The following is a 20976-nucleotide window of genomic DNA, read 5'->3' on the forward strand; positions in this document are numbered from 1 at the left end:
TTTGCACGACCAGTTGATGGCCCTCGCCGAGGAGCTGACCGCCGCGGGGGAGAGCCCCGCGTCCCCCTGCCCGGACCCGGTGAACGCCGCCATGATCCGCAACTGGACCCAGGCGCTCGGCGACCGCGGCGACCGCTGGGCGGCGACCGCGCCCCCGGCGATGATCCAGGTCTGGTCGATGCCGGGCCTGGACCGGGACAAGCCCGCGTCGATCGCGGACCGCCCCCTGACGCTGCTGAACGAGTCCGGGTTCACCGGCGTCGTCGCGACCAACTGCGAGCAGACGTACGACCGGTACCTGCGGCACGGCGAACGGCTGCGCTCGACCATGAGGTTCGCGGGCGTGACCGGGCCGAAGCGCACCGGCCTCGGCGAGGGCTACTTCGTCACCTGGTACCAGGCCTGGTACTCCGGGGACGAGCGCGTCGCCGAGATGATGTTCCGGGTGCTGAAGTTCCGTCCCCGCGTGAGGGGCGCGGCGAAGGGACGCCACCCGCTGCGGCCCGCCGTCGGCCTCGACACGCGCTTCTTCTGGGACGGCGTACGCGAGGGCGAGCTGCGCATCCAGCGTTGCGCCGAGTGCGGGCGGCTGCGCCACCCGCCCGGCCCGATGTGCCCGAGCTGCCACGCGACCAAACGCGACCACGTCGCGGCGAGCGGCCGTGGCACGCTCCACAGCTACGTCGTCCACCACCACCCGCCGGTCCCCGGGCACGAGCCGCCGTTCGTCGTCGCCCTCGTCGACCTGGAGGAGGGCGTCCGCATGGTCGGCAACCTCCTCGACTGCCCGCCCGGCCAGGTACGCGTCGGCATGCCCGTCGAGCTGATCTTCCAGGAGATGGACGACGAGCTGACGCTGCCCCAGTGGCGCCCGGCGGGAGCGCCTGCGGCTTCGGCGGCGTCGGCGTCCGGGGCGTCGACTTCGGCAGCGTCGGCGTCGAAGGCCGCGCCGGAACCGGCCGCGGAGGCCGCCGACGGCCTGCCGGGGCTGAGCGTTGAGCTGACGCCGACCTTCGTCATCTCCACAGCCCTGGCCACCCGCGACTTCACGCCGGTCCACCACGACACCGCCCTCGCCCGGGCCCAGGGGTCGAAGGACATCTTCCTCAACATCCTGACCACCATCGGCCTGGTCCAGCGCTACGTCCTGGAGGGCCTGCCGGACGCCGTCCTGGAGGGCATCTCCGTACGGCTCGGCGTCCCCGCGTACGCCGGTGACACGCTGACGATGACCGGCCGCGTCGTCGACGACCGCACCGTCGAGGTACGCGGCGCGGTGAGCCTCGGCGACCACGCCATCGCGACCGTACGACTCAAGGAGCGAGCATGACGATCTCCGGTAAGGCGGCGATCGCCGGGATCGGGGCGACCGAGTTCTCCAAGGAGTCGGGGCGCTCGGAGCTCCAGCTCGCCGCCGAGGCGTGCATCGACGCGATCAAGGACGCCGGGCTGACGCCGTCCGACGTCGACGGCCTGGTGACGTTCTCGTCGGACACCAACTCCGAGATCGCGGTGGCCCGGGAGCTGGGCATCCCCGGTCTGTCCTTCTTCTCCCGCGTCGAGTACGGCGGCGGCGCGGCCTGCGGCACCGTCGCCCACGCGGCGATGGCGGTGGCGACCGGGCAGGCCCGGACGGTCGTGTGCTACCGGGCGTTCAACGAACGGTCCGGGCACCGCTTCGGCCAGGCCGCGCCCCGCTCGGAGCACGCCGCCACGTCCACCGATCTGGAGTTCTCCTTTCACCTGCCGTACGGTTTCGCCACCCCGGCCGCCTGGGTGGCGATGTACGCCCGGCGCTACATGCACGAGTACGGCGTGACCAGCGAGGACTTCGGCCGGGTGGCGGTCGCCATGCGCCGCCACGCGGCGACCAACCCCAAGGCGTGGTTCCACGAGCGGCCGATCACCCTCGACGACCACCAGGCCAGCCGATGGGTCGTCGAGCCCCTGCACCTGCTCGACTGCTGCCAGGAGTCCGACGGCGGCGTCGCGATCGTCGTGACGAGCGCCGAACGCGCCCGCGACCTGCCCCACCCGCCCGCCGTGGTCAGAGCGGCCGCGCAGGGCGCGGGGCCGAACCAGATGATGATGTTCGGGTACTACGAGACGGACCTGACGACCCTGCCCGCGATGGGCCGGGTGGGGGACACGCTCTGGCGGCAGGCCGGGATCGGGCCGGACGACGTGCGGACGGCGATCCTGTACGACCACTTCACGCCGTTCGTCCTCGTACAGCTTGAGGAGCTGGGTTTCTGCGGGCGCGGGGAGGCGAAGGACTTCGTCGCGGACGGCGGCATCGAGTTGGACGGGCGCCTGCCGGTCAACCCGAACGGCGGCCAGCTCGGCGAGGCGTACATCCACGGCATGAACGGCATCGCCGAGGCCGTACGCCAGGTCCGCGGCACCTCGGTCAACCAGGTCGCCGGGGTCGAGCACGTCATCGTGACCGCCGGAACGGGCGTCCCGACGAGCGGCCTGATCCTCGGCCGGTCGTGAGTGTTCGCGCTGCTGAAACCGCATTTCGCGGTAAATCTTACATTGCCCGCTATTAACGGCAATTGCATTGTTCCTGCGCCTTCTTACTGCCTTGAGTGGAGATAGCTGCTTTTATTCATCAACGGGGGGAAGGCTCGATGCGTCACATCGCTCCGCTTCTGCTGACGCCCGTCCTGGGCACCGGTCTGATCATGGGGACAGTTGAGGCTCCGCAGGCATCGGCGCAAACCGGATCGGCGCACGCAGCATCGGCGATCGCCCAGCGGAATACCGCGGTGAAGCCGAAACCCGAGCACGAGAAACACGCCCGCGAGCCGTACGCCGCCGGATTCCGGCAGGGCTACTCCGAGGGATTCGCCGACGGCAAGAAGGCCTGCCGCACTGTGGGCATCGCGGCGCAGCGGCAGAAGACGACCACCGGCGTCGCCGCCTTCCGCGAGGGCTTCGCGGCCGGCTATCCCTCCGGCTTCTCCGCCGGATGCGCCATGGCCAAGCGCCATTGACGTCTCGGCTCGGTCCCGGCGTCCTCTGCCGGGACCGACGGCCACGGCCGGGAGATAGGTGACGTGCGCTGGAAGGCCAGGCCTCTCAGCTGCGAGGAAACCAGTCCCGCCAAAAGGTCCTCTGACCTTTGACTTCGTCCTGCGCGGCCGCCTACGTTCCGAATAGATGACCGGTCGGCTTGGAATCGCTCGCGTCGGTCACGGAATCCATTCCCTTACCTCAAAGAAGATCATCATGAGCTCTCAGGACCAGAAGGTCGCCATCATCACCGGCGCGGGACAGGGCATCGGCGCCGGCCTCGTCGGCGCGTACCGCAAGCTCGGTTACGCCGTCGTCGCCACCTCGCGCACCATCGCCCCCTCCGACGAGGCGGGCATCCTGACCGTCCAGGGCGACATCGGCGACCCGGCCACCGCCGAGCGCGTCATCGCCGCCGCTGTGGAGCGGTTCGGCCGCGTCGACACCCTCGTCAACAACGCGGGAATCTTCGTCGCCAAGCCCTTCACCGACTACACCCAGGACGACTACGCCGCCGTGACCGGTGTGAACCTCGCCGGCTTCTTCTGGATCACCCAGCTGGCCGTCGAGCGCATGCTCGCCCAGGGTGGCGGTCACATCGTCAACATCACCACCAGCCTGGTCGACAACGCCGACTCCCGCGTCCCCTCCGTGCTGGCCTCACTGACCAAGGGCGGGCTGCAGTCCGCCACCAAGTCCCTCGCCATCGAGTACGCCACCCGCGGCATCCGCGCCAACGCCGTCTCGCCGGGCACCATCAAGACCCCGATGCATCCCGAGCAGACCCACGGGGCCCTCGCCGCCCTGCAACCCGTCGGCCGGATGGGCGAGCAGAGCGACATCGTGGACGCGGTGATCTACTTGGAGAACGCCCCGTTCGTCACCGGCGAGATCCTCCACGTCGACGGCGGCGTGAGCGCGGGACACTGAACCCCGGTCTGTTTCCACAGGAGAACCGTGACGGACGGCATGACTGACATCGAAACGATCCTGCGCGGCGTCCTCGACCAGTGGAAGTCGGGCGTCGACGCCCATGAGCCGCATCGGGTCGCCTCCCTCTTCACCGAAGACGCGATCTTCCAGGGGCTGCACCCGTACAGCGTCGGAAGGCAGGGCGTCGCCGACTACTACGAATCCCAGCCCCTCGGCCTGTCGGCCGCGTATCGCATTCTGGAGAGCAGACGTCTTTCCGGCGACCTCGTGCTCGGATACCTGGCCGTCGACTTCTCGTTCACCGACCGGCCCACGCTGAGCGTCAACCTCGGCGTACTGCTGAAGCGCTCGGAAGGCGACTGGTACATCACCCACTACCAGGTCTCCCGCCTCGACCAGGTTGATTGAAATCTGTCGCGCCCGCGCCAATGGACATGGCGCGGGCGCTGCCACATGCTGGGCCCATGAGCGACGATCAGGGCGACCGGCCCGGCGCCGGGCGGTGGGCGACACTGCCGCCGCGCGTGCGTCTTCAGGACACCGTCGCGGTACAGGAGACGCCGCCCAAGCCGCAGGTGGTCCTGACCCCGGACGACCCTCTCCGCGAAGCCACCACCGTCGGAGGCTGATCGATCCGGCTCGAGGCGGGTCAGTCCGCCACGAGGCGGCTCCGGCGTCCCTCGCGCTCACGCTGCCGCCGGACGACGTACGTCCCGGGCGCGCAGCCGGTGGCGCCGTGCTCCGGATGCAGCAGGTAGGCGACGGCCGACGTTTCGAATACGCCGATCGCCAGCCCGTCGGAGTCGAAGACGCGTGTGGTCCAGCGGCAGGTGCCCGGGTCGGCCACGAGCGTGTGCGGATTGCCGCCGGCCTCGCCGCGCAGCAACTCGACACCCTCGGCCGGCACATCGGCCCAGGCGGGGTCCGGCCAGTAGCGTATGGCCGCCGCGACCATGGAGAAGGGAATGACGATGAGGTCGCCCTGGGCCTGTAGCCCGTCGACGACGGGGATGGTCACCGACGTCTCGAGATGGTCGAGTACGGCGAGTCCGGTCTGCTGGGACAGGGAAGCAAGCGTCACGGTCATGGAGATCACCTCAGGTTCGTCGAAGAAGGAGGGAGTACTGCTCGGCGGACAGCCCGTACGTCCAGCCGGCGGCGGCGATCGGATCGTCGAGGAAACCGGGCACGGTCAGCCCGTACCTGCGCCGCCGCCCGTCGCGTTCCACGGACCCGTTGACCGCGAGGAGCACCCGGGTGTCGCTGCGCAGGTCGTACAGCCGTAGTTCGGAGCCGGGATTCCCCGGGTCCGGCGCGGTCGCGATCAGGCGCAGCCCGGCCTGGTCGATGTAGGCGGACCAGCCCAGGCGCTCGGTCGCGCACCGACGGACCTCGACATTCGTCTCGGCGGCGATCCGCGCGACGGTCGGATTCGCGACGACCCAGGCGGGCACCCGCATCCCGTGCCAGGCGTACACGTCCCAGCCGTCCGCGTACCGCACGGCCGGGCCGTCCGCACAGTGCAGCCGGACCTCGCCCTCATTACCCCAGACCTCGGTGTGCAGGGCCACGGGCCGCTCCGCGACGACGCAGACGTCTTCGCGCGGCCACCACCATCCGCAGGAGCCGGCCACGGTCTTCCAGAGCTCGACCTGCCGTCTCTGCTCAAGCGTGAAGACCGTTCCGGTCACGCGGCGCAGCGCCTCATAGTGGGCGACCCAGGAGACGTCCCGCAGGTCGTGCCAGGGACTACTGAGGTAGTCCCGTGAGTCGTGCGCCGCTCCCAGCGCCAGGTCGAGTGACCTGCCGACGGATTGCCGGAGCGACAGCTGGACGGCCCGATAGGTCAGCTGGTACGTCGATCGGTCGGTCCACCGGAAGCGTTCGTCGAGGTCACGGCGCAATCGCCCCCTGACCTGTTTGATCCGCGAGGGTACGGGCCATTCGGACAGATTCTCGATCGCCTCGCAACGCCGGGGACGAACTCCCGGCGGAACCGTCGTCAGGGCTGCGACGGGCGAGGACACCCAGTGGAACCGTGGCGGATCGAGCCCGATCAGGCGGTAGAGCTCGGAGATGGCGGCCTCTGCGGCCGGACGGTCGGCGGGCGACGTCGACAGAAGCCGGCCCAGCCATTCTTCGCGGATTTCGGCAGCTTCCCGCTGCGACAGCGCGCTCACCCGATGAAGGCGGCGTCCGCCTTTCCAACGATCATGTTTGAAGAGTGACAGATCGACCGCGCCCCTGTCCACCCGCCGGCCGCCCACCGGCCGTCAGCTGCGGCGGCCGGGGCCCCTCAGTGAACGTGCGCGTCGTCGCCATCGATTACAAGGACCTGTCCGTCGCGTAGTGCCTGGTGCGGGACGCCGTCCGCACGGTACGACGCCGCGACCGCGTTCAGTGCCTCGCTCTCGGGGTGATCGGGGGAGTCGACGTGCGGAACGATGGCGTGGTCGAGGACGCCGAGTCCCGCCCAGGTCACCGGTTCGCCGTAGGTGCCGGGAACGACCTGCGGGTCGTCGCAGTGCTCCAGGCCGCGCAGGCTCGGCGCGAGCACGCAGGCTCCGGCGCTGTACCCGGCGTACACCACCGCGTCGCGTCGCAGGAGGTCGGTCAACGCGGTGTCCGCGCCGCTACGGGCGAGGGCGTGGCGGAGCATGAAGACGTTCCCGCCCCGTACCCACACGGAGGGGTACCGGGCGAGTGCCGCCGCGACGTCGTCTTCACGCTGGTCGAAGAACTCGCGGAGATCGAGTTCGACCGGCTGCAATCCCAGCGCGGCCAACGCGCCGATCTCCCGACGGACGCCTGCCCGGCGTTCGTTGTCGGGCTGGGCGTCCATCGCGTTGGCGATCACCGCGATGTCCGTTGGTCCGGAGTCACCGAGCAAAGCGCGCAGGCGCTCCGGGTGGTCGCCCAGACGGAATGAGGACAGGTACATGCGCATCAGGCACCCGTTCGATGTCGCGGTCGGATGATCACCTCAATGATGCAACCCGTCACGGCGGCTCGGCCGACGGGCCGCCGAGTGACACGGCCGGTCGGCGTCGGCATCACCGGCCGACGCCGACCGAGCTCCACGCCTACTTGGAGGCCGGTACCGCCGGCTCGGCGGGGACGCACGACGGGCCGTCCTCGGGTGCCCGCCGCTTGTCGTCGGTCGCGGCGTCGCCCGCCGGCCCGACCGCCTTGGTCATCGGACCGGCCGTCACGCAGCGACCGTCGTCGTGGGCCGCGTAGGCCACGCCGGCGGCGGTCGCTCCGCCCACGATCAGGGCCGCCGCGCCGACCACGAGCGCCAGTCCGCGTCGAGTTCTCATCGGTCACTCCTCCGTCTCGGTGTTCCACCAGCCCGGACCGGTGCGGCCTCGGACCAACGCTCATTCAGCCAGACCCGACATTCGGTCACCGTTTGCGGAATTCCGCGTACGAGCGCCCGTCGTACACGCCATGGACCGAACGCTGACCGAACGCCCGAGACGGGATGATGTGCCCGAACGCCCGTGGAGTGACCAAGAAGGACGAGCTTGTGCGGATCCTGATCGCTGAGGATGAAGTGCTGTTGGCACGAACACTGGCCGCCGGGCTGCGTCGGCACGCTATGGCGGTGGACGTGGCCACGGATGGGGCCGGGACGCTGGAACGGCTCGCGGTCACCGCTTACGACGTGCTCATCCTCGACCGCGACCTGCCCGTCGTGCACGGGGACGAGGTGTGCCGGAGGCTGGTCGCGGAAGACTCCCCGTGTCGCATCTTGATGCTGACGGCGGCGCGCACACTCGATGACACCGTCGCCGGGTTCGGTCTCGGCGCCGACGACTACCTGACCAAGCCGTTCCGGCTTCCCGAACTGGTCGCCCGGGTACGGGCGTTGCAGCGTCGTTCCGCGCAGGCCCGCCCGCTGGTACTGACCGCCGCCGGGATACGACTCGACCCGCACACCAAGCAGGTCACCCGCGACGGCCGGGAGATCCGCCTGGCTCGGAAGGAGTTCGCCGTGCTGGAGATCCTCCTGGCCGCCCAGGGCGGCGTGGTCAGCGCCGAACACCTGCTGGAGAAGGCATGGGACGAGCACGCCGACCCATTCACCAACGCGGTCCGGATCACCATTCACGCACTGCGGCGAAAACTCGGCGATCCGCCGGTGATCCATACCGAGATCGGCATCGGCTACCGGCTGGCTCCGCGATGACCGCCGCGCCCCGGCCGCCCCGGCTGACGATCCGTGTCCGGCTCACGCTGTTGTACGGTGCCACCTTCGCTGCGGCCCTCACCGCGGCATTGGGTGCGATTTATGTGATTATGTCCGAACTGGTCACCCCGGCAGTCGCCGCGCGACCGACCGTGCCGCTCGGCTCCCCGTCCCCCATGCCGGCGCAGCCTCTCCGAGACGCCCCGCAGCCGCTCGACAGTCTGCTGCGCATCTCCGGACTGGTGTTGGTGATGTGCTCGCTGGGCGGGGTCGCCATCGGGTGGATCGTGGCCGGCCGAATGCTGGCCCCCATCCGCCGCGTCACCACCACGGCAGCCAGGATCGCCGCCGGTCACCTCCATGAGCGTGTCGCTCTCCCCGGCCCCGACGACGAGGTCAAGGAACTGGCCGACACCTTCGACGACATGCTGTCCCGCCTGCAGTCCGCCTTCGACGGTCACCGGAACTTCGCCGCCAACGCCTCGCACGAGCTGCTCACCCCGCTGGCCACGAGTCAGGCGCTCATCGACGTGGCGGCCGCCACCCCCTCGGACTGTGACGTGCCCACCCTGCTCGCCGACCTGACAGAGGTGAACGTGCGAAGCGAGCAGATCGTCGGCGCACTGCTCGACCTGGCCCGGGCCGAGCGCGGCATCGGATCCCCGAGAACCGTTGATCTGGCGGACTTCGTCCGTGATGCGATTGCCATGACCTTGGACGAGGCGTCCCGAAGGGACGTGTCGGTACTCTCCCGGCTGGACAATGCGCTCGTCATCGGTGATCCCATCCTGCTGCGCCAGCTCGCCACCAATCTGATGACCAACGCGATCCGGCACAACAACCCCGGCGGCGAGGTCACGGTCACCGTCGCCACCGACCGTGGCCACGCCGTGATGACCGTCAGCAACACCGGTCCCCGGGTGGCACCCGATCAGGTGGCGCGGCTGTTCGAGCCCTTCGCACGCCTCGGCGGCCGGGCCCGCCACAAGGACGGCGATGCTCAGAACGGCGGGCATGGACTGGGCCTTGCGATCGTCCAGGCGGTGACCACCGCGCACCACGGCACGCTCGCCGTGACCGCGAATCCCACCGGCGGCTTGACCATCGACATCAGCCTGCCGCTCGCCGTTGATACCGCGGATTTTGACCGCAGAGCCACCCGATGACCATCCCGGTCGCGTGTGCCGTTCCTCCGGCCGATCGAAGAAGGAGTCTCGAAGATCCGCGGGTGGCATCTGCCGTGCCTTCTGCACGTCCGCAGCGGGGCCGGGATCGGCCGTGGCGAGCACGGCCGATCCCGGTCGGTCATCTACTGCGCGAGGGGCGTGGTGATGTGGAACCGAATGGTCTCCTCGTCCACGCTCCGGCGTTGGAAACCGCACTTCTCCAGCACGCGGACCGAGGCGGGATTGGTCGGTTCCACACCGGCGGACACCGTGTGGACCCCTGGTGCGGTGAGGGCGCGTTCCACCATCGCGCGGGTGGCCTCGGTCGCGTAGCCGCGGCCGTGGCGCGAATCCACGACGCCGTAGCCGATTTCGAGAATCCCGTCGCTGGGCGGCCAGAACAGGCCGATCGAGCCGACGACCAGGCCGCTGTCGCGTTCGATGATCAGGTGGTGTCCGAACTCGCCCAGCGTGTCGTCGGGGTGTTCGGAGATGAAGCCGGCGATCACGCGATCGCCTTCGGCGGGGAAGTCATCGGCCCAGTACGCCGAGCGGGCACCGTTGACGACGGCGGTCACCTCATCGGCCGACCATGTCCGCAGGATGAGGCGGTCGGTGGTCAGCTCGGAATCGGTCGAAGAAAAGAAGGAAGACACGAGAGAACTCCTGGTCGCTGGAAACGACCCGGGCCGCGAACTAGCCTCACGCGGACCGGATGAGGGCACGCTGAACAGGGCTGCTGGCAGCCATATTCATCAGCCTCCTGGCATCCGGCCGTACGCGTATCTCGCATCGACGGCGACCGTACCAAGATCTCATCTGTCCGGACAACGCGAGAAAGTGACTTCCGGGCGGGACCCCCGGCCCGAAGCGGGCCCAGACCGCCTCGCCGGCCCGGGTTGGCCGATCTCGACCGGGCGCGCAGGGCTCGCTGGTTCCATTGGCCGCACTGTGCGGGTGAGTGTCACCGCCGCGATTCCTTTTCCGATGCCAGAAGGTCTACCTGTTGTGGGCCAAGGACCTTCCGCGACTGCAGGGGGCGAGGCCTGATTCGCCGAGAACTGCGAGAGAGGATCGTAAACGGTGGAGAGTAAGCAAGATCCCGTGCCTACCCGGCAGCTGAGCCGGGCCTTCGCCAGCACCCGGGTCGTGCTGGCCAAGGTCGGCCCCGACCAGTTGGATACTGCGACGCCGTGCGTGTCATGGGACGTGCGCGCGCTGATCAACCATTTCGTCGGCTCGGCCCGGTGGGGGGCCTCCGCCGCCATGGGTGCGGGTTATGAGATCACCGACGAGGACTATGGGGCTGGCGACTTCCTTGCCAGTTACGACGACAGCATCAAGGTTGCGCTGGCAGCTTTCGGGTCCGCCGGCGTTCTGGAGAAGACGATCGAACTGGCGTTCGGTGAGTTCTCCGGTGCGGACCTGATGGGCATGGTCGCCAGGGACCAGTTCACCCATGGATGGGACCTTGCCCGCGCCATCGGGTACCACACCGACCTGGATCCCGAACTCGCCGACGAACTACTCATCCAGGCCCGGGTCGAGATCCTCGACGCCTACCGTGGACCTGAAGGAGAGGCCATCTTCGGGCCCATCGTCGAGGCTCCTGCCAGCGCGTGCCCGGCCGACCGGCTGGCCGCCTTCCTCGGCCGCTCTATATGACCGAGAGTAGTTTTGACCTGTGGCGGATCTGACCAGGAAACCGTCGTTCCCTGACAGTGAGGCGTTCGTCAGGGACACCGAGCCGTTCCGGCGGGAGCTGCTGGCGCATTGCTACCGCATGCTCGGCTCGGTGGACGACGCCACAGATGTGGTCCAGGAGACATATCTGCGTGCCTGGCGTTCCTACGGCGCGTTCGAGGGCCGGTCATCGGTGCGTACCTGGCTCTACCAGATCGCCACCAACGTCTGCCTGACCGCGCTGGGGCATCACAGCCGGCGTGTGCTGCCTTCCGGCCTCGGCGGTCCGGAACCAGACCCCGAGGCCGCCCCGGAACCGGCCGGACCCGATATCAGCTGGCTTCAGCCGGTTCCCGACGTACTCGTCAGCCCAGACAAGGCCGACCCCGCGTCCATCGTCCTCGCGCGCGAGGACCTGCGGCTGGCGCTGGTTGCCAGCCTCCAGTACCTGTCCGGTACGCAACGGGCCGTGCTCATTTTGCGGGATGTGTTGTCTTTTCCCGCCGCCGAGGTCGCCGTCATACTCGGCACCACCACAGCGGCAGTCAAGAGCACGCTGCAACGCGCCCGCGCCCGGCTCCGGGACCTGGCCCCTGCGGCTGACGAAATCACCCAGCCCACCGAGCCGGGAGCCCGTGCGCTGCTCGACCAGTACATCGCGGCCTTCCAGAACGCCGACGCGTCGGCCCTGGAACGGCTGCTGTGCCGGGATGCCACCCTGGAGGCGACGCCCTTCAAGACCTGGTTCGCCGGCTGCAAGACCTGCGTGCCCTATCTCCGTACCCGGGTTCTGGGATCGCCCGGTGATTGGCTCATGCTGCCAACGAGCGCCAACGGGCAGCCCGCCGCGGTGGCCTACGCCCGTGATCGACACGGCACCTACCAGGCGTACGGAATAGTGGCGCTCACCGTCACCAGCGCAGGCATCAGTCAAATCTTCTCATTCCACCAACCCGGCCTGGCCGCTACATTCGGCTTCCCGCCGACAGCCGTCCCTCCGATCGGCGTCCGCTAGTGTCCCGTAACTGAAGATTGTTTACTTTGGCCGAGCGCATCTGTTCGATCAGGAACCTGGCACGTACGGCAGCTTTGTCCTCGTTCTCGCCTTGACGGACTAATTTGGCGAGCGGCACCACCGGTCCGGCTCAATGACTCGGCACGCTAGCACTGCACGATCCAGAACTGGGCTTGTGTGGCCCTCAACGGTAAGCCTGTCGTCCGTGCGTCGACGCATTCGCGATGCGTTCGCCGAGCAGTAGTGCAGCGACCGACTCCGGGGCCTCATGCATTGCGTCGTGGCCGGTTGGGAGGTCGTGGACCTGCCACTCGGGATCGGCTTGGAGCCGGGTGCGGAGTTCAGCGAACGGCGTCCGGTCTTCCCATCCCGAGCAGTAGATGAACTCCCGGCGCGGGACCTGGGCGAGCGTGCCTGTGAGCCGGATCGTTTGCAGGAACGAGGCGAGGGGATGGGGACGGCGGCGGGGATCGCCGCCGTCCGGCGGTCGGACGGCGTAGCCGGTGGTCGCAGCGCCGGCGGCGAACGCTTGTCGGTAGCGCTCGGTCGTTGACGACCAGCACGACTCGCCATCGCGCGGTACGTAGGCGTCGAGATGCACCAGTCGTGAGATCCGGCCGTCGGCGCGATCGGCGGCGGCGGCGATCACCATCCCGCCGTAGCTGTGGCCGACCAGCGTCGCGCTGGTGATGTGGGCGCGATCGAGGAGCCGCAATACGTCGTCGGCGTGCGTGTCGAGGTTGGCGGTCGCGACCGTCGCGTTGTCGTCGTCCGGCCGCAGACCGGTCAGGGTCAGGGCGTGAACGGCATGACCGGCACGCTCCAGCAGCGGAACCACCGCCTCAAACGACCAGGAGCCGTGCCAACCGCCGGGCACGAGGACGAACGTCGCCACGCGTTTCTCCTTCTCTCTCAAGCCGCGGCATCGAGGCACGCTGCCTCGATGACGTGTGGTTCGGTCGGGCGCTCTGCGCGGCTGAAGACCACTCCGCATGGAGGCAGTGTCGCCAGATCAAGGTGTGGCTTGCCACCGATAAGATGCCAACTGATGCCTGTTCGCGGCCAATCTCGCCTGATCGCCGGTGCGACGTCACATGTGTGGCCGTCCGGCGGACGCCACCTGTGGCCATCCGGCGAAACAAGCGCGGTGCAGTCGCACGCACGGGGACACCTGGTATACGCAGCCAGCGGCGTCTTGGCACTTCACACCGAGCGCGGCACGTCGATCGTTCCCGCCAACCGGGTCGCCTGGACCCCCGCCGAGTTCACGCACTACCACCGCGCCCACGGCGACACCGATATGCGGATCGTCTTTCTCACGCCATCCCTCGCCCGGCTCATACCAGACCATCCCGCCGTGTTCCTGGCCTCCGACCTCGCCCGCGAGGTCCTGCTCGCCCTGACCGGCCCCCGCAACTACGACGACGCCGTGCCTGGCTACAGCCGCTCCGCGCGCTCTCGCCTCCTTCGAGTCCTGGTCGATGAACTCCGCGAAGCACACGAACAGCCACTGCACCTGCCGGAGCCGCGGGACGACCGACTGCAGGCCATTGCCCGGATGCTGTACGAGAAGCCGGCGGACAACGCCACGCTGGCCGAACTCGGGAAGACGATCGGAGCCAGCACCCGCACCCTCAGCCGGCTGTTCCGCAACGAACTCGGCATGACCTTCTATGAGTGGCGCACACAGCTACGCATCCACCACGCGCTCGTGCTCCTCGCCGACGGCCACGACACCACCCAAACCGCCTACGCCTGCGGATGGGCCAACCCCAGCGGCTTCATCGCAGCGTTCACCAACATCATCGGAACGACCCCGGGCCGCTACCGAACCGGTCGCCAGACCAACGCCCGCGCGTCTCAACTCCCGACGGTGGTCAAGTCCTCGGGGTGATTCGTACTCGCACCCAGGCCGATGTGGTCCGCGATCGGACAGGAGATGACCCCCGCGCGCCTCGCGATTCCCGCACAACTACAGCGGCGGCACCAACCATCGGCTTGACCACGCGACAAGCCAGGGCCACACGTCAGGCCCAAAGCGTTGCCCCCCGACGACCGAACCGAGACTCGTCGAGCCGGGCGACCAGCCGGCAACGTCTACACCCTCGACTGCGAAGAGCCCTTAAACGCGACTTCGCCCCCAGATCAGCCATTCGCCCGTGGATCAGTTACATATCATGTAATCGGGACGGATAACGGGACTATTTTCCGTCCAGGGCGGCTGCCTTCGTTCTGCGCCGTGCCCTCAGGCGATAATTTTCCCGTCTGAGGGCACAGTGCAGAATAAAGCCCCGTCGCCCGCTAGCGACATTCAGGCGTTATGTCGGGTCTTGCCGTCTCTATCTCACGCGATGGAAGGGCCTCAGAACCTGCCTCGCAGCGGCCTTCAGTGAACGCGCGCGTCGTCGCCATCGATCACAAGGACGTGTCCGTCGCGTAGCGCCTGGTGCGGAACGCCGTGCGCGCGGTATGACGCCGCGACCGCGTTCAGCGCCTCGGACTCGGGATGACCAGGCGAGTCGACGTGCGGAACGATGGCGTGGGCGAGTACTCCCAGCCCGGTCCAGATCACCGGTTCGCCGTAGGTGTCGGGCACGACCTGAGGATCGTCACAATGCTCGAGACCGCGCAGACTCGGGGCGAGCGTGCAGGCTCCGGCGCTGTACCCGGCGTACACCAGCGCATCCTGGCGCAGCAGCGAGGTCAGAGCGGTGTCCGCGCCGCTGCGGGCGAGCGCGTGGCGGAGCATGAAGACGTTCCCGCCTCGCACCCACACGGCGGGTACATGCGCATCAGCGGGCGGTCCCTTCCCTGTCGTGGTCATTGGTTCGGGTCGGGCAGCAAGGCGTCGGCGTCGAGCGGCCATATGGCGGTCCGGAGCCGGTAGACGAAGTGATCGAGGTCCACCGGCCTTGTCTACGGTCTGTTGCTCCGTCCACGCAACCGGAAAGGGCGCGACTGGGGACCGGCGATGGGCGCTTTCGCTGTGCCTTACGCGCGTCCGCAGCGGGCCGGGATCGGCCGTTGCGGGCACGGCCGATCCCGGTCGGTCATTACCGCGTGAGGGGCGTGGTGATGCGGAACCGGGCGGTCTCCTCGTCCACGCTCCAGCGTTGGAAACCGCACTTTTCCAGTACGCGGACCGAGGCGGGATTGGTCGGTTCCACACCGGCGGACACCGTGTGGACCCCTGGTGCGGTGAGGGCGAATGCCACCATCGCGCGGGTGGCCTCGGTCGTGTAGCCGCGGCCGCGGCGCGAATCCACCGCGAGTCACGGCGACCGGTGCGCCGGAAGGATGGACGCGCACCGGGGACGGCGACGCCTGCCCTGCCTGCAGCGCGGGCACCGGGCCCGTTTTCGACGAGGGGCCGTGTCCGCGGTGCCACGGCATATGTGTGCTGCGCGGTGACCCGCCGGAGCGTGGGCAGTGCGTCTACTGCCACTACTGGATGACCCAGGCCGACTACGACCTGACCGACGACGGCGGTACGGTCGCGGAGGTCCAGAGTCCGGACCTGCCGGATCCGCGCGTGCTCGCCATTCTCCTGATGCGCAACAACGCCGAGTCGTTCCGCGTCCAGCGTGCCCTGCTCGAACCGCTCATCGAGGCGATCGCCGCCGGTGGCCACCACACCTCCGCCGGGCAACTCGTCCTCGACTCCATGGTGACCGAACTCGCGCGGTGGGCCAATCAGGCGATCAGCGCCGGCATCGACGCCCTGCCCTTCCTCGACCTCTCGTACGACGAGGTCTGGGCGAAGCTGCTCGGCGACGGCGCGGACTTCTCCGGTCTCCCGGGGTGGCTCGTTCCGGGCTCTGCAGAAGAGGGCCAGGCCGACGAGGAACTGTGCGGCGGTTGCGGCGCGCCCGATCACTGCCTGACCGCCGGTTGCCTGCGAGACGCCGTCGCCGACCGCTCTGCCACCGAGCAGGAGTGAGGACCGCAGCCACCTGATATCGAACGCGGTCCTCCGCGCGGCGGAGGCGCGGCGCGTCGATGGTTGCGTCTGGCCCTGACGATCGGCCTGCCGGCGGACACGGGGTTCGTCGTGACGAAGGACGCGGTGGCCAGTCCTGCCTTCTAGCGTCATTACCGCTGCTGACAGCGGCATTGACCAACTTGGGAGGCGCCATGGTTGGGAAGCGGGCTCGGGAGGTCTACGAACGGAGCATCGAGCCGCTCGGCCCGGACCATACCTACGACGCGGGCACGGCGGTGGACCTTCCACGTCCCCGGGTGGACGGGTACCCGCAGTTCCCGTCCGAATGGTCCCTCGCCGACACGACGGAGCTGAACCAGAGCCGGGCCGCTGCGGCGGGGGACCTCGTGAGCACCCCCTTCGGCCGGCGCTGCTCGGAGGGAGGTTGCTCCGGCCCGCCCAGCTCGCCGAGATGACCGAGCACGCGGTGCCCGCCAAGACCCCCGGTGGGACACCGACCCCCGGGGTACGGGTACGGCCTCGGCATCGCCTGGCGCTCCATCGCCCCGGCGAAGGAGGCGTGGCGATTCTGAGCTTCCCGGTCATGGTCCGAAGCGGGCCCAGACGACCTTGCCGGCTCTGGGGGAGGGGTACCAGCCGAGGCGTCCGCCGGTGAGCTCGTTGATGAGGAAGAGGCCGCGTCCCGTCTCGGCGGCCTCATCGGCGTCGACGATGCGCGGCAGGTTGGCGCTGTCGGGGTCCCACACGCCGACCTCGCCGACGCGGTGGCGAGGTGTCGCGACCCAGGTGTGGATGACCTTGCCGGGGTAGAGCCGGCAGGCGTTCGTCGTGAGCTCGGTCAGGATGAGGCGGCCGAGGTGGCGGACGTCGCTCGACAGGCCCCAGGACTCGGCGGCCTGGTCGACGAGGTTACGCACCAAGTAGACATTCTCGGCGCATGCGTGCATTTCAAGAGTGAGTCTTGGGGGCGGAGTCCATTTCTCCTGATTTGCCGTGTCCATCGAACACCCTTTCGTCGAAACTCGCTGTATTCGCGTGATGACATCTGGTCACATGGTTCGTGGATATCGACGCCGTTGGTGACAACTGCCGGACCCAGGGGCGAAACACGCCGACGTCGGCGACACGAGTCGCGAACAGTCGCGAGACGAGTGAGGAGTGGTGACGGTGGCCGGAAAGGAACGACCGGGAATGCTCAAAGTGTTCGGCTCGGTGGTACGCGGATATCGCTCCGCCACCGGCCTGTCGCAGGATCAGCTCGGGGAGAAGATCCCCGTCTGCGGCTCACACATCGGCAAGATCGAGCGCGGCGAGACGCGCTGCGATCGGTCCATCGCCGTCAAGCTCGACGAGCTCTTCGACACGAAGGGGACGCTGCCCACGCTCTGGGACGAACTCGTCCTCGACGCGGCCTTCCCCGTCTGGTTCGACTGGCCGACCGTCGAGACCGACGCCGACTTCCTCAAGTCGTACCAGTGCCTCGTCGTCGACGGCCTGCTGCAGACCGAGGATTACGCCTCGGCCCTGCTGGGCGGAGACAAGGCCGCCACGGCGGCGCGATTGGGGCGTCAGGCGATCCTCACCCGCGAGGACCCGCCGCCACCTCGCCTGTCCGTGCTCCTGGCCGAGGGCGTACTGCGCAACGGCGTCGGCGACCGCGACGTCATGCGCGGGCAACTCGAGCACCTGCTCGAGCTCTCGTCCTTGCGCGTCTCCCTGCATATCGTCCCCGACCCGCTCCATCCGGCCGGAACGGTCGGGTCGTTCGTCCTCGCCACCCTTCCAGATCGCGCCGAGGTGGCGTACGTGGAGACGGCCGCACGCGGAATTACAACGAGCGAATCAGACGATATTCGCCTACTCTCGGAAGCGCATGAGGCGATCCGGTCGCGAGCCCTTCCAGTAGAGATGTCCCGCGACCTGATTCACCGGATCTTGGAGGACGGATGGACATGACGGATGCCACTTGGCGGAAGAGCAGCCGAAGCGGTGGAAACGGCGGTCACTGTGTTGAGTTGACCGTCGTCGAGGTCGCTGCGGACTGACCAAAATTACCAATTAGGACGAATTGCGGAGATCGCGAACGTGGCGTGGCGGAAGAGCAGCCACAGCGCAGGAAACGGCGGCGACTGCGTCGAGGTGGCCGCGAACGTCCGGCGTACGAACTCCTGAGGTCGGTCGTAGGCTGCCGGGGTGGGGATCGACGAGGGGACTCGGGGGGAGTCGATCGAGCATTTCGCTGCGGACCTGCCCCGGCTGCTGTCGTTCGACCTCACCAACGGCGAGACCGCCGAGGTCGTCGAGCACCTTCGGGGGTGCGACGCGTGTCGCAGGGAGCTGGTTGAGGCGGTCGCGGCGCAGTATCCGCCGGAGGCCACTCTGCCGCGCTGGTACACCGCCGAACCGGAGCCGGTGCCGAAGACGACGCCGCGCCGGTCCTCCATGCGGCGGCCACGACCGGTCGCCGGGCCCGCGAAGGCTTCGAAGATCCGCCGTTTCGGCACCCTGATCGTCGTACTGCTGCTCGTCGTCATGCTGGCATCCGTGATCCGCAGCTGTACCAGGACGGCGCATCCCCACTCCGGAAGGTCGTCCGCGGTGGTGTCGATCTCGAACGTCGGGCCGGTGCCGTAGGCTCCGCCGCGTGGACAAGACCGACTGGGCGGACGTGCGCCGTAGGGTGACCGAACTCGCCCGCACGCCGGGCGCCTCCGGCGTTTTCGGCTATCACGGGCACCGTTTCGAGCTGGAGCCGGCGCTTCGCCCCGATGAGCTCGCCGAACTCGAGTCACAGCTCGGCGTCACCCTGCCGGACGACTATCGAGAGTTCCTGCTCAACGTCGGGAGCGGCGGTGCCGGGCCCGCGTACGGAGTGTTCCCTCTTCGGCGTACGGGCGAGGGACGGTGGCACTGGGTCGGTGACGGTGCGGATCTCGCCGCCCCGGCCAGGATCGCCGAGCCGTTCCTCGTCCAGGGGCCGGAACGGGCCGTGCTCGAAGCTCTCCTGGCCGAGCAGCCGGAAGAGGAGAACTTCCCGGTCATCGAGGATTTCGACGCCGCGTACGAGGCATGGGACGAACGCTGGGTCGCGGTGCTGTGGGACGAGGCGCGGACCGCAGGTGCCATCTGCCTGTGTCACCTGGGCTGCGCGCGGCGCGAATGGCTGGTCGTCAGCGGGCCTGAGCGAGGGAACATCTGGGCCGATCACCGCGTCGACGACGAGGACCTCTTCCCGCTGACCGGCAGCGCCTCCGGCCGCGACGAGGGAGACCGCATGACGTTCGGGACGTGGTACATCGAGTGGCTGGAGCAGGCCGAGGCGAAGGCGCGTTCCTGAGCCTGCCGGGTGTCGTGGCCCGGGCGCCATGGTCTGATCGCGTCACCACCGCACCCGGGTGGCGAGCGCAGGCGGCGGACGTCACGGGGCGGCCCGGCCACCGAGATGGCCGGGCCGCCGTCACATCGCCGATCGGCTCAGGGGCACGTCTTCCAGGCCCAGTGGTAGGTGGTCGTGATGCTGCCGTCTGTCGAGTCCATCGCCATGAAGCTGGTGGTCTTCGTCGGGTCCGAGGTGCCGGCGTTCACCCGCAGCTCGGTGTTGATGTTGAAGTTCCGCGACTCGCCGCACGGCAGGTAGACCAGCTGCGCCACGTCGGTCGTGTCGGTGTTCTGCCAGTTGTCGTCGTACGCGCCGTTGAGGGTGTGGGTGATGGCCGTGGTCTGCGAATGGCCCTGGAAGTAGTAGTTCGCCTTCTCGGTGCCGCTGGCGCCCTTTTCGAGGTGGGCGAACCCGCGATAGTCGGCCTCGGCGATCGCGTACGTGAATCCCTGGGGTACGTGCACGGCCAGATTGAGCTGGCAGTTCTTCCGGAAATCGGTCGTTGATGCGCCGACGCCGACCTGGGCCAGATAGTTGCTGTACGTGACGGTGAAGGCCGTGTTATCGGGAGAAACGGCCACCGCCGCAGTCCCGGCCGGGCAGCCTGAGCCGTTGACCGTCGCGATATCGATGACGATCTTGTCGGGGGGTGGATTGGTGGGCAGGGAAGCGTGCCCGGGAGTCGCGGTCGTGGCGAAGAACGCCACGATCGCTGCGGCGGCGACCACTAATCTGCGCATGGACGGGTCCCTTCTATGGGGGATCAACGTTTCCGGAATCAAGAACAACGCTTCCACTGGAAGCGATAGATGGTGTTCACTCCGCCTTGCGTGGTGTTCATGGCCATATAGCTGGTTGTATTCGCCGCGTCGGAGTCGCCGGTCGAGACCCTCAGTTCCGTGTTCACATTGAGAATTCGGTCCACGCCGCAGGGCTTGTACACCAACGTCGCCACGTCGGCCCGGTCGGTGTTGTGCCATGCGCCGTCGTACGGGCCGCTGAGCGGGTGGCCGACCGCCACCGTCTCGGAGTTCCCCTGGAAGTAGTAGTTCGCCTGTTCCAGTCCCGTCGCGCCGGCTTGGAGCTGGGCGTAACCGGAATAGTCGGCCTGGGCGATCGCGTACGTGAACCCCCGGGGCACGTGTACGAGGAGGCTGAGCTGGCAGTTCTTTCGGAAGTCGGTCGACCCCGCACCGGCTCCGGCCTCGGCCGTGTAGTCGCTGTACTTCACGGTGAACCCCGTATTGTCGGAGGGTTCGGTCACCGCGGCCGTTCCCTGTGGGCAGCCGGAACCGTTGACCGTCTTCACGTCGACCGTGATCGGAACTGTCGGCGGTGTGGTGTCCGAAGCGTGGGAAGCCGGCGCGAGAGATATCAGAATCGCTGCGGCCGCACCGTCGATCGTCAAGTTCTTAAGCATGGCGAAGCCCCTTGATGGAAAATGTGGGTCCGCGTCTTCCAGGTCGGGAAGGGAAGCGGAGAGGGTGACCGATGGACGACCGGTAGGTGCTCCGCTATGGCGGGGTCATCTCTGGTGAACGCATGATATTTGCGCTCTGACAGGGCGTCAACAGATAACATTACTTGAAAATTCATCTTTGGTAACTAAAGCTCTCGGTAGTCGATCCGTAGCCGGGGGCGACTATT

The 20976-nt window shown here is 68.2% G+C and carries 29 protein-coding genes; 18 read left to right on the top strand and 11 right to left on the bottom strand.

The genetic code is table 11. From position 1 onward, the window contains the following. Nucleotide 1: 1 nt before the first annotated feature. The 6 genes from AB0I04_RS32005 to AB0I04_RS32030 all read left to right on the top strand — a co-directional run bounded on the left by AB0I04_RS32005 (nt 2) and on the right by AB0I04_RS32030 (nt 4580). Complete coding sequence (locus tag AB0I04_RS32005) at nt 2-1330, top strand: OB-fold domain-containing protein (RefSeq protein ID WP_360892790.1); 1329 nt, start codon at nt 2-4, stop codon at nt 1328-1330. Beyond that, nucleotides 1327-2496, top strand: coding sequence for a lipid-transfer protein (locus AB0I04_RS32010; RefSeq protein WP_360892793.1), 1170 nt, complete (start codon nt 1327-1329; stop codon nt 2494-2496). Before AB0I04_RS32005 ends, AB0I04_RS32010 begins: the two co-directional genes overlap by 4 nt. A 137-nt stretch (nt 2497-2633) precedes the next feature. Next, nucleotides 2634-2999: a hypothetical protein gene (locus tag AB0I04_RS32015; RefSeq protein ID WP_360892796.1), complete on the top strand. Its 366-nt coding sequence runs from the start codon at nt 2634-2636 to the stop codon at nt 2997-2999. Nucleotides 3000-3234: 235 nt separating this feature from the next. Continuing rightward, entirely contained in the window at nt 3235-3948 is a 714-nt protein-coding gene (locus AB0I04_RS32020) for an SDR family oxidoreductase (RefSeq protein WP_360892799.1), read from the top strand. 39 nt (nt 3949-3987) lie between these two features. After that, entirely contained in the window at nt 3988-4359 is a 372-nt protein-coding gene (locus AB0I04_RS32025; RefSeq protein WP_360892801.1) for a hypothetical protein, read from the top strand. Between the two features lie 56 nt (nt 4360-4415). After that, nucleotides 4416-4580, top strand: coding sequence for a hypothetical protein (locus tag AB0I04_RS32030; RefSeq protein ID WP_360892804.1), 165 nt, complete (start codon nt 4416-4418; stop codon nt 4578-4580). A gap of 20 nt (nt 4581-4600) precedes the next feature. Here AB0I04_RS32030 and AB0I04_RS32035 read toward each other — a convergent pair whose 3' ends face one another. The 4 genes from AB0I04_RS32035 to AB0I04_RS32050 all read right to left on the bottom strand — a co-directional run bounded on the left by AB0I04_RS32035 (nt 4601) and on the right by AB0I04_RS32050 (nt 7271). Continuing rightward, complete coding sequence (locus AB0I04_RS32035; RefSeq protein ID WP_360892806.1) at nt 4601-5038, bottom strand: hypothetical protein; 438 nt, start codon at nt 5036-5038, stop codon at nt 4601-4603. A gap of 10 nt (nt 5039-5048) precedes the next feature. Further along, a complete protein-coding gene (locus AB0I04_RS32040) occupies nt 5049-6131 on the bottom strand; it encodes a DUF6745 domain-containing protein (protein WP_360892809.1) in 1083 nt (360 codons plus the stop codon). Between the two features lie 116 nt (nt 6132-6247). Continuing rightward, on the bottom strand, nt 6248-6898 hold the full coding sequence (locus AB0I04_RS32045; RefSeq protein WP_360892812.1) for a Type 1 glutamine amidotransferase-like domain-containing protein: 651 nt from the start codon (nt 6896-6898) through the stop codon (nt 6248-6250). A gap of 136 nt (nt 6899-7034) precedes the next feature. Beyond that, nucleotides 7035-7271: a hypothetical protein gene (locus AB0I04_RS32050; RefSeq protein ID WP_360892815.1), complete on the bottom strand. Its 237-nt coding sequence runs from the start codon at nt 7269-7271 to the stop codon at nt 7035-7037. A gap of 209 nt (nt 7272-7480) precedes the next feature. Here AB0I04_RS32050 and AB0I04_RS32055 point away from each other — a divergent pair, with 209 nt between their 5' ends. Both AB0I04_RS32055 and AB0I04_RS32060 read left to right on the top strand, forming a co-directional pair. After that, nucleotides 7481-8143, top strand: coding sequence for a response regulator transcription factor (locus AB0I04_RS32055; protein WP_360892887.1), 663 nt, complete (start codon nt 7481-7483; stop codon nt 8141-8143). Next, nucleotides 8140-9309: a HAMP domain-containing sensor histidine kinase gene (locus AB0I04_RS32060; RefSeq protein WP_360892817.1), complete on the top strand. Its 1170-nt coding sequence runs from the start codon at nt 8140-8142 to the stop codon at nt 9307-9309. Before AB0I04_RS32055 ends, AB0I04_RS32060 begins: the two co-directional genes overlap by 4 nt. A gap of 143 nt (nt 9310-9452) precedes the next feature. Here AB0I04_RS32060 and AB0I04_RS32065 read toward each other — a convergent pair whose 3' ends face one another. After that, nucleotides 9453-9965, bottom strand: coding sequence for a GNAT family N-acetyltransferase (locus AB0I04_RS32065; RefSeq protein ID WP_360892820.1), 513 nt, complete (start codon nt 9963-9965; stop codon nt 9453-9455). A 448-nt stretch (nt 9966-10413) separates the two neighbouring features. On the opposite strand from AB0I04_RS32065, the gene AB0I04_RS32070 reads away from it, so the two are divergent. Both AB0I04_RS32070 and AB0I04_RS32075 read left to right on the top strand, forming a co-directional pair. Next, on the top strand, nt 10414-10974 hold the full coding sequence (locus tag AB0I04_RS32070) for a TIGR03086 family metal-binding protein (protein WP_360892890.1): 561 nt from the start codon (nt 10414-10416) through the stop codon (nt 10972-10974). A gap of 19 nt (nt 10975-10993) precedes the next feature. Continuing rightward, nucleotides 10994-12007 (top strand): sigma-70 family RNA polymerase sigma factor, encoded by a 1014-nt coding sequence (locus tag AB0I04_RS32075; protein ID WP_360892823.1) that lies wholly within the window; start codon nt 10994-10996, stop codon nt 12005-12007. Nucleotides 12008-12191: 184 nt separating this feature from the next. On the opposite strand, the gene AB0I04_RS32080 is transcribed toward AB0I04_RS32075, so the two are convergent. Continuing rightward, on the bottom strand, nt 12192-12902 hold the full coding sequence (locus AB0I04_RS32080) for an alpha/beta hydrolase family protein (RefSeq protein WP_360892826.1): 711 nt from the start codon (nt 12900-12902) through the stop codon (nt 12192-12194). Between the two features lie 300 nt (nt 12903-13202). Here AB0I04_RS32080 and AB0I04_RS32085 point away from each other — a divergent pair, with 300 nt between their 5' ends. Then, nucleotides 13203-13901, top strand: a complete 699-nt coding sequence (locus AB0I04_RS32085) for an AraC family transcriptional regulator (protein WP_360892829.1) — start codon at nt 13203-13205, stop codon at nt 13899-13901. A 492-nt stretch (nt 13902-14393) separates the two neighbouring features. Here the strand turns inward: AB0I04_RS32085 and AB0I04_RS32090 are convergent, their stop codons facing one another. Together AB0I04_RS32090 and AB0I04_RS32095 are read right to left on the bottom strand one after the other, a co-directional pair. After that, complete coding sequence (locus AB0I04_RS32090) at nt 14394-14873, bottom strand: Type 1 glutamine amidotransferase-like domain-containing protein (RefSeq protein ID WP_360892832.1); 480 nt, start codon at nt 14871-14873, stop codon at nt 14394-14396. Between the two features lie 187 nt (nt 14874-15060). Beyond that, entirely contained in the window at nt 15061-15273 is a 213-nt protein-coding gene (locus AB0I04_RS32095; protein WP_360892835.1) for a GNAT family N-acetyltransferase, read from the bottom strand. A gap of 131 nt (nt 15274-15404) precedes the next feature. Here AB0I04_RS32095 and AB0I04_RS32100 point away from each other — a divergent pair, with 131 nt between their 5' ends. Continuing rightward, a complete protein-coding gene (locus tag AB0I04_RS32100) occupies nt 15405-15947 on the top strand; it encodes a hypothetical protein (protein ID WP_360892838.1) in 543 nt (180 codons plus the stop codon). Nucleotides 15948-16141: 194 nt separating this feature from the next. Continuing rightward, nucleotides 16142-16405: a hypothetical protein gene (locus tag AB0I04_RS32105; RefSeq protein WP_360892841.1), complete on the top strand. Its 264-nt coding sequence runs from the start codon at nt 16142-16144 to the stop codon at nt 16403-16405. Nucleotides 16406-16531: 126 nt separating this feature from the next. Here AB0I04_RS32105 and AB0I04_RS32110 read toward each other — a convergent pair whose 3' ends face one another. Beyond that, on the bottom strand, nt 16532-16870 hold the full coding sequence (locus AB0I04_RS32110; protein ID WP_360892843.1) for an ATP-binding protein: 339 nt from the start codon (nt 16868-16870) through the stop codon (nt 16532-16534). A 271-nt stretch (nt 16871-17141) separates the two neighbouring features. Between AB0I04_RS32110 and AB0I04_RS32115 the strand changes: the two genes are divergently transcribed. The 5 genes from AB0I04_RS32115 to AB0I04_RS32135 are packed head-to-tail and all read left to right on the top strand — an operon-like array spanning nt 17142 to nt 19287. Next, nucleotides 17142-17906 (top strand): helix-turn-helix transcriptional regulator, encoded by a 765-nt coding sequence (locus tag AB0I04_RS32115; RefSeq protein ID WP_360892846.1) that lies wholly within the window; start codon nt 17142-17144, stop codon nt 17904-17906. Continuing rightward, the gene (locus AB0I04_RS32120) at nt 17903-17995 is read left to right on the top strand and encodes a DUF397 domain-containing protein (RefSeq protein ID WP_360892849.1); all 93 of its coding nucleotides are present in this window, start codon (nt 17903-17905) and stop codon (nt 17993-17995) included. Before AB0I04_RS32115 ends, AB0I04_RS32120 begins: the two co-directional genes overlap by 4 nt. A gap of 40 nt (nt 17996-18035) precedes the next feature. After that, nucleotides 18036-18122 carry a DUF397 domain-containing protein gene (locus AB0I04_RS32125; protein ID WP_360892893.1) on the top strand — a complete coding sequence of 29 codons (87 nt, stop codon included), beginning with the start codon at nt 18036-18038 and terminating at the stop codon, nt 18120-18122. 21 nt (nt 18123-18143) lie between these two features. Next, entirely contained in the window at nt 18144-18584 is a 441-nt protein-coding gene (locus AB0I04_RS32130) for a hypothetical protein (protein ID WP_360892852.1), read from the top strand. A 10-nt stretch (nt 18585-18594) separates the two neighbouring features. Beyond that, nucleotides 18595-19287, top strand: a complete 693-nt coding sequence (locus AB0I04_RS32135) for an SMI1/KNR4 family protein (RefSeq protein ID WP_360892854.1) — start codon at nt 18595-18597, stop codon at nt 19285-19287. Between the two features lie 137 nt (nt 19288-19424). On the opposite strand, the gene AB0I04_RS32140 is transcribed toward AB0I04_RS32135, so the two are convergent. Then, on the bottom strand, nt 19425-20069 hold the full coding sequence (locus AB0I04_RS32140) for a DUF4360 domain-containing protein (protein ID WP_360892856.1): 645 nt from the start codon (nt 20067-20069) through the stop codon (nt 19425-19427). A gap of 38 nt (nt 20070-20107) precedes the next feature. Beyond that, nucleotides 20108-20737, bottom strand: coding sequence for a DUF4360 domain-containing protein (locus AB0I04_RS32145; RefSeq protein ID WP_360892858.1), 630 nt, complete (start codon nt 20735-20737; stop codon nt 20108-20110). Nucleotides 20738-20976 lie beyond the last annotated feature (239 nt).

The organism is Actinoallomurus sp. NPDC050550 (assembly GCF_040655075.1).
GTDB lineage: Bacteria > Actinomycetota > Actinomycetes > Streptosporangiales > Streptosporangiaceae > Actinoallomurus.

What these genes read in the sequence shown, in the direction of transcription:
- AB0I04_RS32105 (WP_360892841.1), top strand. Translation starts at nt 16,142, where the DNA reads ATGGTTGGGAAGCGGGCTCGGGAGGTCTACGAACGGAGCATCGAGCCG.
- AB0I04_RS32010 (WP_360892793.1), top strand. Translation starts at nt 1,327, where the DNA reads ATGACGATCTCCGGTAAGGCGGCGATCGCCGGGATCGGGGCGACCGAG.
- AB0I04_RS32060 (WP_360892817.1), top strand. Translation starts at nt 8,140, where the DNA reads ATGACCGCCGCGCCCCGGCCGCCCCGGCTGACGATCCGTGTCCGGCTC.
- AB0I04_RS32140 (WP_360892856.1), bottom strand. Translation starts at nt 20,069, where the DNA reads ATGCGCAGATTAGTGGTCGCCGCCGCAGCGATCGTGGCGTTCTTCGCC.
- AB0I04_RS32115 (WP_360892846.1), top strand. Translation starts at nt 17,142, where the DNA reads ATGCTCAAAGTGTTCGGCTCGGTGGTACGCGGATATCGCTCCGCCACC.
- AB0I04_RS32090 (WP_360892832.1), bottom strand. Translation starts at nt 14,873, where the DNA reads ATGGCCGCTCGACGCCGACGCCTTGCTGCCCGACCCGAACCAATGACC.
- AB0I04_RS32025 (WP_360892801.1), top strand. Translation starts at nt 3,988, where the DNA reads ATGACTGACATCGAAACGATCCTGCGCGGCGTCCTCGACCAGTGGAAG.
- AB0I04_RS32035 (WP_360892806.1), bottom strand. Translation starts at nt 5,038, where the DNA reads ATGACCGTGACGCTTGCTTCCCTGTCCCAGCAGACCGGACTCGCCGTA.
- AB0I04_RS32045 (WP_360892812.1), bottom strand. Translation starts at nt 6,898, where the DNA reads ATGCGCATGTACCTGTCCTCATTCCGTCTGGGCGACCACCCGGAGCGC.
- AB0I04_RS32030 (WP_360892804.1), top strand. Translation starts at nt 4,416, where the DNA reads ATGAGCGACGATCAGGGCGACCGGCCCGGCGCCGGGCGGTGGGCGACA.
- AB0I04_RS32015 (WP_360892796.1), top strand. Translation starts at nt 2,634, where the DNA reads ATGCGTCACATCGCTCCGCTTCTGCTGACGCCCGTCCTGGGCACCGGT.
- AB0I04_RS32120 (WP_360892849.1), top strand. Translation starts at nt 17,903, where the DNA reads ATGACGGATGCCACTTGGCGGAAGAGCAGCCGAAGCGGTGGAAACGGC.
- AB0I04_RS32020 (WP_360892799.1), top strand. Translation starts at nt 3,235, where the DNA reads ATGAGCTCTCAGGACCAGAAGGTCGCCATCATCACCGGCGCGGGACAG.
- AB0I04_RS32050 (WP_360892815.1), bottom strand. Translation starts at nt 7,271, where the DNA reads ATGAGAACTCGACGCGGACTGGCGCTCGTGGTCGGCGCGGCGGCCCTG.